Raw genomic sequence first — 17,952 nt, 5'->3', positions numbered from 1 at the left:
GAGATGTATAATCAAGCATATACCAAGGTCTTATGCCTTGCTATTAAAATATAATCTTTGAGGAAGTAAGTATTTTAGGATCTAAATGACAATGATTGACTATCAAAAAAAAGATTCAATTTTACTTTTCCTAACTAAGATTTGTTAGTTCAAAATTTACTTTTATAAAAATTTAACATAGTGTTTCCTTTTTTCTAACATGGGAAAACTATAATTTTGAGATGCAAAGATAAGAAAATTAGAGTTTTAAACTTAACCCTCACTGTTAAAATACCTATGTCGCAGGAAGTTAGCTATGTTTATTTCGTTCCGGGGTTGGCCGCGGATGTCTCTATTTTTGAATATATCAAGTTACCAGAAGATAAATTTGTAACTAAAATGCTTCCCTGGAAAATTCCTTTCAAGGAAGAATCGATCGAAGATTATGCAAAACGAATGTGTGATGATGTAGAGCATAAAAAATGTGTTTTAATTGGAGTTTCTTTTGGAGGTATTATTGTTCAGGAAATGAGTAAATATTTAGAGGTAGAAAAACTAATTATTGTTTCTAGTGTAAAGAATAAGTTTGAGTTACCAAAGCGAATGAAGCTTGCAAGAAAAACAAAAGTGTATAAGTTATTACCCACAAGCTTGGTTTCAAAAATTGATGATTGGGAAAAATTGGCTTTTGGTGATTTTGCAAAAAAAAGAGCGGCAATGTATCAAAAATATTTATCAGTAAGTGATAAAGAGTATTTGGATTGGGCTATTGAAAAAATGGTGTGTTGGGACCAGAAAGAAACTATAGAAGGATTAATTCATATTCATGGGGATAAGGATATTGTTTTTCCTATTACAAATATAGAAAACTGCATAACTGTAGATAAAGGAACTCATGTAATGATTGTGAATAGGGCAAGATGGTTTAATAAACATCTACCCGAAATTATCAATGATAACTTGCATTAGTCTAAGTTTTTATGTTATATTGTATAAATTAAAATTTTATTCCCCAATAAAATCTACTGAAGTAATGAAAACGATTAAGAAATTTTTAGTCCTTCTAGGTGTATTATTTACATTTGGAATTTTAGTTAACGCTACGCAAGAAGCACCCGAAAAGCCGGTTGCGCAGGAAGTCCTCGAAGAAAAGCTGGTAAATGATTACAATGTTTATGCTATCCCAATGCCAGATAATCTCAATTTCTCAGGTGAACTTGTGCCGATAGAGAATCCGGATATAAGAGAAAGAATGGATAGAGAGCTATTGGTTAATACCTACTGGCAATCTAATGGTTTGCTCCTTTTTAAAAGAGCAAATAAGTATTTTCCTATTATAGAACCTATACTTAAAGAACAAGGTGTTCCAGATGATTTTAAATATCTGGCAGTTATAGAAAGTAGTCTTACTCAAGCGGTATCTCCCGCTAAAGCGACTGGCTTTTGGCAAATATTGAAAGGAACAGCAAAAGAACATGGTCTAGAGGTAAATCAAAATATAGATGAACGCTATCATATAGAGAAATCTACACTTGTGGCTTGTAAATACTTGAAAAAAGCTAAAGAACGTTTTGGATCTTGGACACTAGCCGCAGCTGCTTACAATGCAGGTAGAGCTGGTGTAAATAAACAATTGGTAAAGCAAAATGCTTCTTCATATTATGATTTGTTATTAGGCCAAGAAACTGGAAGATATGTTTTTAGAATTGTTGCAGTTAAAGAGATTTTAAGTAATCCAAAGCGATACGGCTTTAATTTTAGTAACGATGATTTGTATACACATATTCCTACATTTAATGTATTAGTGGACGAGCCAATTGCGGATTTTAATAAATTTGCTAAGCAGTATGATATAAATTATAAAATTTTAAAGCTTCATAATCCATGGCTTAGAGAAGCACATTTAAATAATACAACAGGTAAAGAATATTTAATTAAAATTCCAAGAGAGGGGTATTATAAAACTGGAGTAGGACAATAAAACTATTCATGGATTTAATAATATTTTTGCCTAAGTTAGCTGCTTATTTAAAAAGGCAGTATGAATACTTCAGTACTTATTTCGCTAATCTTAATAGGATTACTTGCAGGTTTTTTTAGCGGCACTTTGGGTATAGGAGGGAGTGTAATTATGATTCCTCTTCTTATTTTATGGGTGAATTTTTCTCAGCATCAAGCTCAGGGAACCAGTTTAGCTGTGTTGGCAGTTCCTGTAACTTTACTTGCTGCATATAACTATTATCAAGAAGGATTCGTAAATTGGAAATATGCCGTAATTATAGCAGTTACATTTATCATAGGAGGATATTTGGGGAGTAAGCTTGCAATTTCTATAAATCAAGCATTGCTTAAAAAGATTTTTGGCGGAGTGTTATTGCTTGTTGCTATAAAGATGATATTTGGTAAATAAGTATATATCTAATATGCTAAAATAGGCATGAGCTTACCATTTTTCTTCATATATAGTATTTTCCATTCCCATATATAACTATCTTCAGTCCTTTTAAAACTTGTGTAATAAGGCTTGTTTTTATGAGTTATGGTTGCTAGTTTTTTAGAATTAGAAATATGAACCATTACCTCGTCTTTTGGGATGTTTATTGGGATGTATTCTTTTCCTTTTTGAATAGCTTTAAAAGAATCTTTAAGATCATTTTCTATGCTTTTAAAAGAAAACGATAAATGGCCCATAGCATTCATTGTTTTTGCATATTCTTGTATTTCAATTTTGTGAAGGTCAATATACTTTTTTGTTAATCCTTTTTTGATAATCCGATCTCTTTCTACTACAAGAGCTGTAAGTTTTTTGTAATCAGAAGCTTTAAAATCTTCGCCATCATCCCATATGTGAGAGGGAATGTCATTTGTTTCAAAAGTAAAGAAACCGGGTTCATTTTCTTTGAGTTCAATCTTTATGTCTTCATCAGAGAGTTGTCCATGTTCAAGAATTTCATTTTGGTAAACTCCTATTTCATATTTGTTTTTTTGAAAATTTCCAATAAGCTTTATTGTATTGGTACCATTTACTAAAAGTTCATTAATAGGACGTGATTTGGATTTGGAACCTGATAAAGTGTCTGCTGCAGGTCTATGAATAACAGGTATTCCATTTATAAATATACTACCATGAGATTGATAATTAAAATGAATAACAAAATTATAATTTATCGCTTTGATTTTTTTTGCTTCTGTTTTGGTGTCATTTAACTCTATGTCTTTATTTTCTAAGAGGGTTTCTTCTTTTTTTGAAGAAGTAGAAAAGTTTATCAAAATCAGAAACGATAAAATCTTTAATAAATTCATAGTATTGCTATTGGAAATTCAGATATAGGTAATGATCTCTTATTGTAATTTTTGAAGTTAGTTACATTGATTTTTTGTATCTAACTTTCATGAAGAGTTTGTAATAAGGTGATTGGGTGAGTAAAGAAAAAGAATAGTGATTAACGATTATCCCTTTTTTTGCCATTTAGAGAATCCTTTTCTCTTTTGTATCGCTCATATTCTTCATCAATATCTCTTTCTTCATCAGTACGTTGATCTTCGTTTTCTTCTGCATTAGCTTCAGGAGAAATCTCTGAGTTTAAATCTAAATCCGCAATCAGAAGAGAAACACCTTTAGATAAGGAGTTAAAGTGAATATTGTAAGAGTTGCTTAAGGTTTCACTAGAATGATGTGTAACAATTTTTCTGATATCAAGAATTTTTTTATTGTTATCCATAAAATACATCATGGGAAAACCTAATGCATGTTTTAATTTGTTTATGATATATGAATCCTGATTGGTTTTTTCATCAATATGAACTAATTGTATATTCTCAGTATATTCTTTTGCTTTTTCCTTTAAGCTTTCTTTGTTGTCCCAGAATAGAACGACAAAATCAATTTGATCATGAAATTTATCTACTAAATCATTTAAAGCTGGAATTTCTCCAATTCCTGGAACGCACCAGGATGCATATGTTATTAAAAATACTGGTTTTTCATATTCTTCTAGTGATATGGGGTCGCCTTTTAGTGGATAAACACTAAAATCATCCATATATGTGCCGCTTAAATGATTTGTAACCAAGGAGTCGAATAAAAATTGAGCACGTTCCAAATCCTGATCCTGATATGCAGCGTCGATTCTTTGATTATACTTTGTAATATGAGCTGAAATAGCAACTGAGAAAGGTATTTTTCTTTCTTCTTGCGCAAAAGAACTGCTAAAATATAAAGAGAGTATTCCTAATACTAAAAATTTCTTCATCATAAATAGATTACGGTAGCTAATGTAATATAAAGCCATTAAAAAAAACATTTTTAGGTGTAAAACTTATCCCTTACTCTGATTACAATTGTCTTAATGGCAATACAAAACTATCATTAAACGTAATTTTCTATACAATTAGTATGCCTAGATTTTCTTCATCTGTTGTTTCATCATTGTAATCTGATCTTTCAACATATTATGTTTATCTAATTTTTTAGCCTCTGTTAATAGCATTTGTGCTTCTCTTTTACGGCGTTTGGTCATTGCAATACCTGCTAGGTTTAGTTTGGCAACGGCTAAATCCTGATTCATAGATAATCCTAGCTTAATGGCCTTTTTTAAATATTTTTCTGCCTGCGTAATATTGGTTTGAGATAGCATAATACCAAGAAGGTAGTTGTAGTATCCTTGCTGCTTTGTTGTAAGCGCACTTTCAGGATTTTTAATTCTATCAAGCCATTTTCTAGCTCCATCAAAATCTTGTTTACGAAGCCTCAGAAAAGCAAGAAGAATTAATTCATTTTTAAAATATAAAAAAACGAAAATTGCAGATAGTAAAATAAGCATAATTCCATTACCTATATATCCTTCAATCATTTGCCAAACTGCCACACCAATAATGATTGCTGCGATTATTAATTTTATATTTTTGTTGTACATTGAAATGTTTAATTATTAAGTCCGCGCAAAGGTAATAAAAACAATTAAAAATAATTTGATAATTAGGTTTGTCAAAGTAAAAACTCTTCGTATATTTGCCCGCAGTTTTGGGGAGAGTAAAAAAACCCGAAAAAATCAAATTTAGATATTTCAAGAAGATTTATAAAGATAGATAGCAATGAAAAGAACGTTTCAACCATCGAAGAGAAAGAGAAAAAACAAACACGGTTTCAGAGAGCGTATGGCTTCTGCAAATGGTAGAAAGGTATTGGCTCGTAGAAGAGCAAAAGGAAGAAAGAAGCTATCTGTTTCATCAGAATTAAGACACAAGCACTAATGTTGATGTGTGTTGAAAAATATTAAGGTGTTACTTTTATCGGTAACGCCTTTTTTTATATCTAATACATAAATTTTTAAGTAAAAACGTCAATACTTTTATTACATGCCTAAAAGAGAAAAACTAAAGAGTATACTAATTATAGGGTCAGGACCAATTGTGATTGGACAAGCGTGTGAATTTGACTATTCGGGAACTCAAGCATTGCGCTCGCTTAGAGAGGATGGAATTGAAACTATTTTGATCAATTCAAATCCGGCAACGATAATGACAGATCCTTCTATGGCTGATCATGTATATCTTAAACCACTAAACACAAAATCAATCATTCAAATTTTAAAGGAACATCCTCAGATCGATGCTGTATTGCCAACTATGGGAGGGCAAACTGCATTAAATTTATGTATAGAGGCTGACGAAAAAGGAATTTGGGATGATTTTGATGTAGAAATTATAGGTGTTGATATTGATGCTATTAATATCACAGAAGATAGAGAACAGTTTAGAGAGCTAATGCTGAAAATAGGAATTGGGATGGCTCCTCAAGCCACTGCAAATTCATATTTAAAAGGAAAAGAAATTGCTCAGGAATTTGGATTTCCATTAGTAATAAGAGCATCGTATACTTTGGGAGGTGCAGGAGCATCTTTTGTGTATAAAGAAGAAGATTTTGATGAATTACTAACCCGTGGACTTGAAGTTTCTCCTATTCATGAGGTGATGATTGATAAGGCACTAATTGGATGGAAAGAATATGAATTAGAGCTGTTGAGGGATAATAATGATAATGTTGTTATTATCTGTGCTATAGAGAATATGGATCCTATGGGGATTCATACAGGAGATTCTATTACTGTCGCTCCGGCTATGACGTTAAGTGATAAGACTTACCAACGTATGCGTGATATGGCAATCCATATGATGCGCAGTATTGGGGATTTTGCAGGAGGTTGCAATGTGCAATTTGCAGTGAGTCCAGATGAAAATGAAGATATTATAGCAATAGAAATTAATCCAAGGGTTTCTCGTTCTTCTGCTTTAGCGTCTAAAGCAACAGGATATCCAATTGCTAAAATAGCAGCAAAATTGGCGATAGGATATAATTTGGACGAATTAGATAACCAAATTACTAAATCTACATCTGCATTATTCGAACCTACATTAGATTATGTGATTGTTAAAATACCGAGATGGAATTTTGATAAATTCGAAGGAGCAGATCGCAGATTGGGGCTTCAGATGAAATCTGTAGGAGAGGTAATGGCTATAGGGAGATCATTTCAAGAAGCGTTACACAAAGCAACTCAGTCTTTAGAAATAAAAAGGAATGGACTAGGGGCTGATGGAAAAGGATATAAAGATTATGATCAAATCATAGAGAAACTTAGTTATGCAAGTTGGGATAGAGTATTTGTAATCTATGATGCGATTCAAATGGGTATTCCTCTGAGTAGAATTTATGAAATAACCAAGATAGATATGTGGTTCCTTAAACAATATGAGGAATTATATAATCTGGAAAAAGAAATTTCGACATATACTATCCAATCACTTACCAAAGAGCTCATATTAGAAGCTAAGCAAAAAGGTTTTGCTGATAGACAGATTGCCCATATGGTTGGGTGTTATGAGAGTGAAGTGTATAATAAGAGAGATGAGTTAGGAATTAATAGAGTATATAAGTTAGTAGATACTTGTGCTGCAGAATTTAAGGCAGAGACGCCGTACTTTTATTCTACATTCGAGGCCGAAGTGGAAACTCCTCAGGGAGAGGTTTATGTATCAAATGAAAGTGAAGTTACCGATAAGAAGAAAATAGTTGTTTTGGGTTCTGGACCTAATCGAATCGGGCAGGGAATTGAATTTGATTACTGTTGTGTACATGGGGTTTTAGCTGCTGCAGAATGCGGGTATGAAACTATCATGATTAATTGTAATCCAGAAACGGTTTCAACTGATTTTGATACTGCAGATAAGCTATATTTTGAACCAGTATTCTGGGAACATATTTATGATATCATAAGGCACGAAAAACCAGAAGGAGTTATTGTGCAATTAGGAGGACAAACAGCCTTAAAACTTGCCGAAAAACTAGATCGTTATGGAATCAAAATTATAGGTACTAGTTTTCAATCTCTCGATCTTGCAGAAGATAGGGGTAGTTTTTCTAAATTATTACAAGAAAACAATATTCCATATCCAGAATTTGATACAGCAGAGACTGCTGATGAAGCACTTGAGGTTGCAGATCGTCTCGATTTCCCTATTCTGGTAAGACCATCTTATGTCTTAGGAGGTCAGGGGATGAAAATTGTAATTAATAAGCAAGAATTAGAAGAGCATGTTGTAGATCTTTTGCGTAAAATACCAAATAATAAGCTACTTCTGGATCACTATCTTGATGGTGCTATCGAAGCTGAAGCTGATGCGATTTGTGATGGAGAGAATGTCTATATTATTGGTATTATGGAACATATAGAGCCTTGTGGAATTCATTCAGGAGATTCTAATGCAACGTTACCTCCATTTAATCTTGGTGAATTTGTAATGCAACAAATCAAAGATCATACATATAAAATTGCATTAGAATTAAATACGGTGGGACTAATCAATATTCAGTTTGCCATCAAAGATGATATGGTCTATATTATAGAAGCGAACCCAAGAGCTTCTAGAACGGTTCCATTTATAGCAAAAGCTTATGGGGAGCCTTATGTAAATTATGCTACCAAAGTGATGTTAGGAGAAAAGAAGGTGACAGATTTTGATTTTAAACCACATCTCGAAGGGTATGCGATTAAACAGCCAGTGTTTTCTTTTAATAAATTCCCTAGCGTAAATAAAAAATTAGGACCAGAAATGAAAAGTACAGGAGAAAGTATTCTTTTTATTGATGATCTTAAAGATGATCAGTTTTACGACTTGTATTCTAGGCGTAAAATGTACTTAAGTAAGTAATATAAACATATTAGTAATAACAGAAATATTGAAAAACAGAATAGTGAAAGCTATTCTGTTTTTTTCTTATAAATATTAAAAAAATGAAGCATTATTTTCATTAGAACACTAAAAAAAGCAAAAGTATTGTGTCTACGTTTGGTTGGTTTTTGACTCTTTAAAAACAGAGTATCTGAAATTAATAATACACAATCAATTATGAAAATTAGTGCAATTGTCACTATGCTGTTAAGTGTAGTTTTGTTATCGTCATGTTCTTTTAAAAAACAAGAAATTGAGACTTCTGATCCCATAGATGCGAAAGTTGCAGCACTACTGTCAAGTATGACACTGGAAGAGAAAATTGGTCAAATGACTCAGATCACAGTTACTGCATTGGAGCAAGATGGTGAGCCTGGTGTGTTAGATAAAAATAAGTTAAAGAAAGCTATTCATAAATATAAAATAGGGTCAATACTTAATGTCCCAAATCCTGGAGCTCCAAGCCCAGAAAGATGGAACGAAGTGCTGAATGAAATTTTAGAAGAAACAAATCAGACAGATAAAAAGATTCCAATTATTTATGGTATAGATGCTATTCATGGAGCCAGTTATACTGCTGGTGCGGTTTTGTTTCCGCAACAGATTGGGATGGCAGCAACATGGGATTCTGAATTGGTTAAGAAATGTACGGCTATTTCGGCTTATGAAACTAGGGCATCTTCAATCCCTTGGGTTTTTTCTCCAGATTTAGATTTACCAAGAAACCCCGCATGGTCTAGACTTTGGGAATCTTTTGGTGAGGATACATATTTGTCATCTCAGATGGGGGTAGCAATGGTAGAAGGTTTTCAGGGAGATGATATAGGTGAGTCGGATAAAGTTGCTGCTTGTATTAAGCATTATATAGGATATGGTAGTACGACAACAGGAAAAGATAGAACACCAAGTATAATCCCCGAAAGAATTCTTAGACAATATGATTTGCCAATATATGAGAAAAGTATAGAAGCAGATGCCAAAAGTATAATGATTAGTTCTGGCGAAATCAATGGAGTTCCTGTTCATGCAAGTAAGAAGATAATAAATGATCTTTTGAAAGAAGAACTTGGATTTAAAGGCTTTGTAGTTACTGATTGGCAAGATATTATTTACCTGCATACACGTCATAAAATTGCATCTACTATGCGAGAAGCAGTTAAAAAATCTGTCCTGGCAGGTATCGATATGAGTATGGTACCAGATAATTATACGTTTTTTGAAGATTTATTGTCTTTAGTAAATGATGGCGAGGTTCCTATGTCTAGAATTGATGATGCGGTAAGTAGAATTTTAAGAGTAAAATACGAATTGGATTTATTTAGAACACCAGTTACTGATCCAAAAGATTATCCTGATTTTGGTTCTTCATCTTCAATAGCGATGTCTTATATAGCTGCTTCTGAATCTATTACATTGTTAAAAAATACTGATAAAACGCTCCCTATATCCAAAGAAAGTAAAGTCTTGATTACAGGTCCTACAGCAAATAGTATGAAATACCTAAATGGAGGTTGGTCATATACATGGCAAGGAGAAAAAAGTGATCAATACGCAAAAGATAAATTTACAATTTTAGAGGCTTTCCAAGGTAAGATTGGGAAGCAAAATGTAGAATATGCTCCCGGGGTTTCAATTTTTGAGGAAATAGATATTGCTAAATCTGTTTCTTTAGCTAAAAATGTTGATTATATTGTTTTATGTTTAGGAGAGCATAATTATACAGAAACTCCTGGTGATATCAATGATTTGTTAATTACAGAACCTCAGGTTAAATTAGCAAAAGCACTTATGGATCTAAATAAACCAATTATATTGGTTTTAAACGAAGGGAGACCAAGAATTATAAGTCAATTTGAAAAAGGCATGGATGCTGTGTTGCAATGTTACTTACCTGGAAATGAAGGATCCAGGGCATTAGTAGATATCGTTTACGGAGATGTAAATCCAAGTGGTAAACTTCCATACAATTATCCAAGGTATGCTAATTCATTGCAAAAGTATAATAGAAAGTATACAGAGAGTTTAGGTGATGAAGAGCAGAATGATGATGCAGATTATCAAAAAAGTTATTCTCCGCAATATGAGTTTGGACATGGATTGTCTTATACTACTTTTGGATATAAAAATTTAAATTTTGATAAAGTGTTTATCAAAAAAGGAGATGCTATTAATGTGACAGTAGAGGTCCAAAATACGGGTACACGAACGGGTAAAGAAGTAGTGCAATTATATATTAAAGATTTATATGCGAGTATTACACCAGAGGTGAAAACACTTAAAAGGTTTAAAAAAATAGAACTTCAACCGGGAGAAAATAAAAAAGTTTCTTTTACTATTGATACAGACGACTTAAAGTTTGTAAATGAGGATAATAAGTGGGTTGTTGAGTATGGTGAATTTGAGATAATAATAGGAAATCTTAACAAAAAATTTGCATTAGAAAAAGAGTTATAAGTGTTTTTGGTTATATTTATAACCAATATTAATGTTAATTTAATATAAAACACACAATTTTAGAACATCTTTTTTAAGAATTCATAAATATGCAAATTACCTCACATGCAATCTATTAGATCTATTGATTCAATATTATGGACAAAGGTCAAATTGGGAGATTTGAACGCTTTTAATGAGCTATATGATAAATATATAGATTCACTATATGCGTTTGGTATTCAATATACAAATGATACAGGTTACGTTAAGGATTGCATTCACGATCTTTTTTTGGATATTTATAAATATCGAAAGAAACTTTCTGATGTGGATAATGTTAAATATTATCTTTTTACTTCCCTTAAAAGAAAAATTAATAAAAAATTTAAATCTAAACTAAAGTTATTTTCTGCAGATGATAAAAAAGATGAAATTGTTTCTTCATCAAAATCTGCAGAAGAATCGATTATTCAGTCTGAAAACTCCCTGGAAATTAGTGCTAAACTCTCTGTAGCAATGACTTCGCTTTCTAGTAAGCAAAGAAAGGGGCTATCATTAAAATTTGATGAAAAGAAATCTTATGAAGAAATTGCTGCCATTTTAGGGATTTCGATAGAATCGGTTAGAACTTTAATCTACAGAGCAGTAAAAAAACTACGAAATGAAATAGAAATCGAATAAAATTAAAAAAAAAGTGTTTTTTTTTTGTCTATGTTTTTGATTTCACTGCTTTTATATAATAGTAAGGCAATACACGTAACACTTGGTGTATAAAAACCTTACCATAAATATGGTATAATCATATGTTAAAAAGAAGAGTACAAAATATTGTAATGGATAGTAAACTCCCCAAAAAATGTTAACCAAAGAAGAAAAGGACCTTTTAAAATCCAGGATAGGTACATCTATTCTAGAATATCGCAATAAGAGGAGAAAGAGAAGACTTGGCTATATTGTCAGTATGGCAGCAGCTATTGCTATTTTAATGATTTCGATTAATTATACTAGTGGTTTTTATAATAATTCTTCAAAAATTAAGGATTATGTGCATACTACAGATTTAAATATTCATAATAATGGAGATGTGAAATTAGTTTTAAACGAAAAAGAAGAGATAAAAATTACCGAAAGTTCATCAAGTATTACATATTCTAGTACTGGTGATGAGTTAGATATTAATAGTTCAAAAAAAGTTGCTCAGTCATCAAAGAATACATTTAATACTATTATTGTTCCTTATGGTAAAAGGACAAAAATTACACTTTCTGAGGGGACAAAAGTTTGGCTTAATTCAGGGTCAAAGTTAACATATCCAGTAACATTTAATGGAGATAAAAGAGAAGTCCATCTTATAGGAGAAGCAATTTTTGATGTAAGGCACAATGCAGAACAACCATTTTATGTTGTAACTAATGACTATGATATTAAGGTTTTAGGTACCGTTTTTAATGTAAGTAGTTATGAAGATGATTCGTATACTAGTACAGCACTAGAAAGAGGTAGTGTAGAAATTAAATATCAGGGAAATTCTATTTTCGGGAAATCTAGAATTAAAATAAAACCAGGAACTCTAGCTGTGTATAACAGTAAAGTAAAAGGCATGAAAACCAGTAAAGTAGATGTTGCAAAATATATGGCATGGCGTGACGGTAAATTCATATTTAAGAAACAGAGAATGGATTTAATTATCAAGAAGCTTTCTCGATATTATAATGTAAATATTTCAATTGAAAGTGAAGAGCTTAAAAGTCAAACTTTTTCTGGACATCTTGATTTGAAAGAAAGTATAGAAAAAGTAATCGAAGTTATTAAACAATCTACAGATTTAAAATATAAGATAGAAAATGGAAAATTTGTAATTAATTAAAACAATCAACTATATGATATAAAAACATCACACAACCTTTTATAATAAAAAAGTCAGAAAATGCGGCAACATTTTCTGACCTAAATCAAAATATTGCGATATCGCAATACTTAATACGTAAAAAACAAAATTATGAATAAAAAAGCTAACGGGCTTTCTTTTTTATCCAAAAAGAAGAAAATCAATTTTTTATTGACTATTATGAGAGTTTTTATTTTATTCCTGTTCTTCGGATTAACTAGCGTTTATGCTAACAACTCTTATTCACAAACTAAACTCAATATCAATCTTAAAAATGCAACTTTTGAAGAATTGTTTGATCAAATTCATTCTCAAAGTGAATTTATATTCTTTTATAAAGATGATATTATAAAAACAAACAATACAATTACCCTTAGTCTTAAGGAATCTACCATAAATGAGATTCTAAATAGAGCATTTGTAAAAACAGATCTTACTTATAAAATATTGGATAGACAAATAGTAATATCCAAACAAAAAAAAGAAGCAATTACGAAAACGTTTTCAGACGTAGAAGTACCAGTTCAGGATGCTGTTACAGGTAAAGTTACCACAGCAGATGGAGGCCCACTTCCAGGAGCGAGCGTTATTGTAAAAGGAACCAATAGAGGAACTCAAACAGATTTTGATGGGAACTATCAGTTAGAAGTTGCTAGTGGAGAAACGATAGTATTTTCTTATGTAGGGTTTACTACAAAAGAAGTGGTATATTCTGGTCAAACCCCTATAGAAGTAGTTTTGGTTGAAGATGCGAGTGAGCTAAGTGAAGTTGTTGTTACTGGTTATACAAGACAGAATACCAGAAATATTACAGGGTCGGTTACAGTTGTACAATCCGAAGCAATAGCAGCAACGACTCCTACTAGTTTAGAACAAGCTTTACAGGGTCAGGCAGCTGGTGTAACTGTTGGTGTTGAAGGAGGACCTGGTGGGAATTCTGCAGTACGTATTAGAGGGTATGGAACAATTAATGGAAATGATCCATTATATGTAATTGACGGAGTACAAACTGGTCAAGGTCTTAGTGACCTTAACCCTGATGATATTGCATCCATACAAATACTTAAAGATGCTGCCGCAGCATCTATTTATGGAATTGGAGCTGCTAATGGGGTAATTGTAATAACAACAAAAAGTGGTAAAAAGAACAATAAGGTAACTTTTAGTTATAGTGGTTTAACTGGAGTCGATTTTATACCAGAATCCGTATTTCCTGAATTTGCAACACCACAACAGATAGCAGATGCTTATTGGCAAGCTTTGGCAAATGATGGGCAAGCACTTTCTCATCCTCAATATGGTTCAGGAACTAGCCCTGTATTACCAGATTATATTTTACCAGCAGGGGTTTCAGGAACTGTAGATGAAAGTACCTATAGTTTTCCGGATAATAGAATTACAAGAGCAAATAAAGGTGGAACAGACTGGTTTGGTGCATTTTTTGATCCTGCTTTTGTACAACAACATAATATTTCTGCAAGAGGAGGAGGAGAAAATTCTAAATTATATGTAGGTCTGGGAGTACTAGATCAAGAAGGAGTTGGTATTGCAACTAGCTTTGAACGTTATAATTTAAGAGTAAATTCAGAATTTAACATTACCGATAGATTTAGATTAGGAGAATCTGTAAATGTTTCATATTCAGAAAGAATTGGATTTATTGATCCAGTAGGAAGTTCAAGTAATCAGAATAATGAGGGGCAAATTGCTGCACTTTATAGAAGTAATCCTCTTATCCCAGTTACCGATATTGCTGGTAACTTTGCTGGTACAGCTACCATAGGTGGTGTAGGTAATGCTTCAAATGCAATAGGTGCAGCTCGAAGAAATGCTAATAATCCTACAGAAACGATTAGAGCGTTAGGATCTATTTATGCAGAATTTGATATTATGGACGGGTTATTGATTAAGTCTACATTTACAGCAGATATGATTAGCTCTGAATTTTCATTTTTCAGACCAGTAGATGTTGAGAATTCTGCAGCTAGACAAGTAAATTTGTTAAGGGAAACTTCTACTAGTCAGATTAATACAAACTGGTATAATATCTTGCAATATACGAAGACCTTAGGAGATGTACATAGTATTGATGCTTTTGTAGGAACAGAATTTAAAAAGAATAGATTTGAACAATTCTTTGGTCAAATCACAAATTTCCTTGAAGATACTCCTGATTTTACATTCTTAAGTGCTGGTACGGGCGCTCAAACTGTAGGAAGTGGGCAGAATAAATCATCTAGTTTTTCTGTTTTTGGAAAAGTAGATTATGCATATGATGATAAGTATTTGGTAAGTGCAACACTTAGACAGGATAATTCTTCTCTATTTGAAGCTGGTAATCAAGATGCTATTTTTCCAGCCATTAGTTTAGGATGGAGAGTATCTGGAGAAAGTTTTCTTGAAGATTCTTCAATAGTAAGTAACTTATTACTTAAGTTGAGTTGGGGAGAGTTAGGAAATAATTCTATTCCTGCATTTAGAGGAGTAACTTCCTTTGCTTCTAATTTAGATTTTTATGATTATAATGGACAGACAGGCTTTTTCTTAGCTAATATAGGAGACCCAGGTTTAACATGGGAAACAACGACTACCACTAATTTTGGTATTTCAGCGTCTTTATTTAATAGCGCCTTAGATATAGATTTAGATGTTTATAATGCAGTGACTAAAGATATGCTACTTGCTGTACCAACAGATCCAACAGTATTTGGAAATACGATCGGTTCGATATTCAAGAATTTTGGAGAAATGACTAACACTGGTTTTGACTTAGGAATTTCATACTCAAATAATTCGACAGCTGCTTTTTCATACTCGGTTGGAGTAAATATATCTCACTATAAAAATGAAGTGGATTTCTTGGATGAAAATAATTTAGACCAAGTAATAGCGAACCCAAATTTAGGTTCTCAAACAGGTTTCGAAACTACGAATACTGTAGCAGGAGAACCTATTTCTTCATTTGTTGGTTTCACTTGGGAAGGCATTGATCCTGCTACAGGAAGGGCTATTATCACAGGAGATTCTAGAGATATCATAGGTAGCCCTCATCCGGATTTTACATATGGGATCACTTTTGACGCAGAATATAAGAATTTTGATTTGTCTTTACTTTTTCAAGGTTCTCAAGGGAATGATATTTATAACCTAACTAAATTCTGGACAGATTTTTCAAATTTTGAAGGAGCTAGAAGCTTAGATTATATACAAAATTCTTGGACCCCAACAAATACAGGGGGCTCATTACCGGCTTACACACTTAGTGCGAATGAAGCGGTAGGATCTTCTTACTATATTGAAGACGGTTCTTATGTTAGACTCAAAAACATCTCGGTTGGATATACACTTGGAGAAAATATCAGTTCGAAATTAAAAGCAGATAAAATAAGAATCTTTTTACAGGGTAAAAACCTATTAACGTTTACGAGTTACGATGGTTTGGATCCTGAGATCAATTTATCAAACTATACCAATCAACAACAGGCAAACTTAGAAATAGGCGTTGATAGAGGAGCATATCCGGTTTCAAGGTCAGTAAACCTAGGATTGAACGTTTCATTTTAAAAATAACTGTAATGATAAAGATATTTAAATTGTTAAAAGCTAATAAAGCACTAATAGGAATTGGTGTTTTATTACAAATTGCGGTAGTTTTTCAGTCTTGTAAAGATGAACTAGAAATTCCTTTACAAGGACAGGTAAGTGCAGATGTAATTGTATTTGATAGTAATTGGGTAACGCTTCAATTAGCTGCAGCGTATGGGATGTTGGATAGAAACCTAGATACATCTGACTCTTGGCGTTCGGCTCCATCTAATTGGATTTATGGAGAAGTATCATCTGATAATGCCTATAAAGGAAGTGATCCGGGAGATCAGCCTGTTATTGATAATGTAGAAGCGTATACAGCTACGTCTTCTGAAAACAATTATTATGGATATTTGTGGAATGCGATTTTTGAAGGAGTTGCGCGAAGTAATGAGGCTATACGCGGGGTTAAAACAGGTTTAGAAGCGGGTGATTTAACAACTGCAGAAGCTGCTCAATTTGAAGCAGAAGCAAGATTTTTGAGAGCACATTATCATTTTGAAGCTAAAAAAGTGTGGGGTAAGATTCCATTTGTAGATGAAACCGTTGAAGAATCAATAACTAATGAAAGTGTAGATTCATGGGGGCTTATAGAAGCTGATTTTCAATTTGCAATAGATAACCTTCCAGAAGCATCAAGATTTGTTGGTGCAGGGAATAGCTGGGCTGCAAAAGCATATATGGCAAAGGTACATATGTATCAATTAGACTACGATGCAGCTAGACCAATTTTGGATGATGTAATTAATGCAGGACCATATAGTTTAGTAGCTAAATACTCTGACAATTTTAATGCAGAAACAAAAAACTCTAGTGAGTCTATATTTGCAGTACAGCATACCGTAAATGATGGATCATCCCAAGATGATAATTCTAATTGGGGAGAAGCGCTTAATTTTCCAAACGGAGCACCTGTGGGAACTACTGGAGGGGCATGTTGTGGATTTTTTCAACCTTCACAGAACCTAGTGAACGCATATAAAACAGATGCTGGAGGATTACCATTATTAGACACGTTTAATGATTCTGATGTTACAAATGATGATGGTATAGCAGATGCTGATCCTTTTACTCCATATGCTGGAGAATTAGATCCAAGATTGGATTGGAAGATTGGCCGTAGAGGTATAGATTTTAATGGTTGGGGTATTATGCCAGGGCAATCTTGGATTCGTAATCCCGCCAATGGAGGTCCTTATCTACAAAAAGTTTCAGTGTTTAGATTTAGTCAATTTAATAACCCTGCTGTTGACTCTGGAGTTGCGTGGTTTCCTGCGGCAAGTTCAATAAATACAAATATTATTCGATTTGCAGAGATATTGTTATGGAGAGCAGAGATTATGGCGGTACAAGGAGAAGGAGATTTAGGAGTATCATTAGTAGATCAAGTTCGTATGCGTGCTGCAAATACAGAAGATTTTGTAAAAGAATTAGATATGGATGGAATGCCCACGGCTACTCCGGCTGCTAACTATGTAATTAGCCCTTATGGTGCTTTTACAGGTCAAGCACAAGCTATTAAAGCAGTCGCTCACGAATATAGAATAGAAACGGCATTAGAAGGACATCGTTTCTTTGATTTGGTAAGAAGAGGTGAGGCAGCAACGGTATTGACAAATTATTTAGCAGAAGAATCTACAAAAAGATCTCATCTTAATGGGGTATCCTTCTCATTAAGAAGTCAGGTATATCCTATCGCTCAAAATGTAATTAGTGTGAGTGGTGGTGTTATCAAGCAGAATGATGGATACTAAAAATTGTTTATTTTGAATTAGTTTTTAAAGACAACGTGCTTTGGTACGTTGTCTTTTTACATAATAATACATCCA

13 protein-coding genes are annotated in these 17,952 nt (G+C 32.8%); 10 read left to right on the top strand and 3 right to left on the bottom strand.

What is annotated here, in order from left to right:
* The first annotated feature begins 276 nt into the window (after positions 1-276).
* The 3 genes from DK442_RS15995 to DK442_RS15985 all read left to right on the top strand — a co-directional run bounded on the left by DK442_RS15995 (position 277) and on the right by DK442_RS15985 (position 2,389).
* The gene (locus DK442_RS15995; RefSeq protein ID WP_109437014.1) at positions 277-948 is read left to right on the top strand and encodes an alpha/beta fold hydrolase; all 672 of its coding nucleotides are present in this window, start codon (positions 277-279) and stop codon (positions 946-948) included.
* Between the two features lie 64 nt (positions 949-1,012).
* A complete protein-coding gene (locus DK442_RS15990) occupies positions 1,013-1,960 on the top strand; it encodes a lytic transglycosylase domain-containing protein (RefSeq protein WP_109436899.1) in 948 nt (315 codons plus the stop codon).
* A gap of 60 nt (positions 1,961-2,020) precedes the next feature.
* The gene (locus DK442_RS15985; RefSeq protein ID WP_109436898.1) at positions 2,021-2,389 is read left to right on the top strand and encodes a sulfite exporter TauE/SafE family protein; all 369 of its coding nucleotides are present in this window, start codon (positions 2,021-2,023) and stop codon (positions 2,387-2,389) included.
* A gap of 8 nt (positions 2,390-2,397) precedes the next feature.
* Here DK442_RS15985 and DK442_RS15980 read toward each other — a convergent pair whose 3' ends face one another.
* The 3 genes from DK442_RS15980 to DK442_RS15970 all read right to left on the bottom strand — a co-directional run bounded on the left by DK442_RS15980 (position 2,398) and on the right by DK442_RS15970 (position 4,895).
* Positions 2,398-3,282 carry a hypothetical protein gene (locus DK442_RS15980; RefSeq protein ID WP_109436897.1) on the bottom strand — a complete coding sequence of 295 codons (885 nt, stop codon included), beginning with the start codon at positions 3,280-3,282 and terminating at the stop codon, positions 2,398-2,400.
* 140 nt (positions 3,283-3,422) lie between these two features.
* Positions 3,423-4,232: a redoxin domain-containing protein gene (locus DK442_RS15975; RefSeq protein ID WP_160114215.1), complete on the bottom strand. Its 810-nt coding sequence runs from the start codon at positions 4,230-4,232 to the stop codon at positions 3,423-3,425.
* A gap of 147 nt (positions 4,233-4,379) precedes the next feature.
* Positions 4,380-4,895 carry a hypothetical protein gene (locus DK442_RS15970; RefSeq protein WP_109436895.1) on the bottom strand — a complete coding sequence of 172 codons (516 nt, stop codon included), beginning with the start codon at positions 4,893-4,895 and terminating at the stop codon, positions 4,380-4,382.
* Between the two features lie 178 nt (positions 4,896-5,073).
* Here DK442_RS15970 and rpmH point away from each other — a divergent pair, with 178 nt between their 5' ends.
* The 7 genes from rpmH to DK442_RS15935 all read left to right on the top strand — a co-directional run bounded on the left by rpmH (position 5,074) and on the right by DK442_RS15935 (position 17,877).
* Positions 5,074-5,232, top strand: a complete 159-nt coding sequence (gene rpmH, locus DK442_RS15965) for a 50S ribosomal protein L34 (protein ID WP_081414554.1) — start codon at positions 5,074-5,076, stop codon at positions 5,230-5,232.
* Between the two features lie 105 nt (positions 5,233-5,337).
* The gene (gene carB, locus DK442_RS15960; RefSeq protein WP_109436894.1) at positions 5,338-8,190 is read left to right on the top strand and encodes a carbamoyl-phosphate synthase large subunit; all 2,853 of its coding nucleotides are present in this window, start codon (positions 5,338-5,340) and stop codon (positions 8,188-8,190) included.
* A 198-nt stretch (positions 8,191-8,388) separates the two neighbouring features.
* Positions 8,389-10,665, top strand: coding sequence for a glycoside hydrolase family 3 N-terminal domain-containing protein (locus tag DK442_RS15955; RefSeq protein ID WP_109436893.1), 2,277 nt, complete (start codon positions 8,389-8,391; stop codon positions 10,663-10,665).
* Positions 10,666-10,770: 105 nt separating this feature from the next.
* The gene (locus DK442_RS15950) at positions 10,771-11,328 is read left to right on the top strand and encodes an RNA polymerase sigma factor (RefSeq protein WP_109436892.1); all 558 of its coding nucleotides are present in this window, start codon (positions 10,771-10,773) and stop codon (positions 11,326-11,328) included.
* Positions 11,329-11,503: 175 nt separating this feature from the next.
* Positions 11,504-12,514: a FecR family protein gene (locus DK442_RS15945; protein ID WP_109436891.1), complete on the top strand. Its 1,011-nt coding sequence runs from the start codon at positions 11,504-11,506 to the stop codon at positions 12,512-12,514.
* Positions 12,515-12,646: 132 nt separating this feature from the next.
* Positions 12,647-16,099, top strand: coding sequence for a TonB-dependent receptor (locus tag DK442_RS15940; protein ID WP_109436890.1), 3,453 nt, complete (start codon positions 12,647-12,649; stop codon positions 16,097-16,099).
* Between the two features lie 11 nt (positions 16,100-16,110).
* Positions 16,111-17,877, top strand: coding sequence for a RagB/SusD family nutrient uptake outer membrane protein (locus tag DK442_RS15935; protein WP_109436889.1), 1,767 nt, complete (start codon positions 16,111-16,113; stop codon positions 17,875-17,877).
* The last annotated feature ends 75 nt before the right edge of the window (positions 17,878-17,952 follow it).

It is taken from the genome of Aquimarina sp. AU119, from assembly GCF_900312735.1.
GTDB lineage: Bacteria > Bacteroidota > Bacteroidia > Flavobacteriales > Flavobacteriaceae > Aquimarina > Aquimarina algiphila.
The sequence above is the reverse complement of the archived record's forward strand: the minus strand, read 5'-3'. Positions and strand labels throughout refer to the sequence as shown.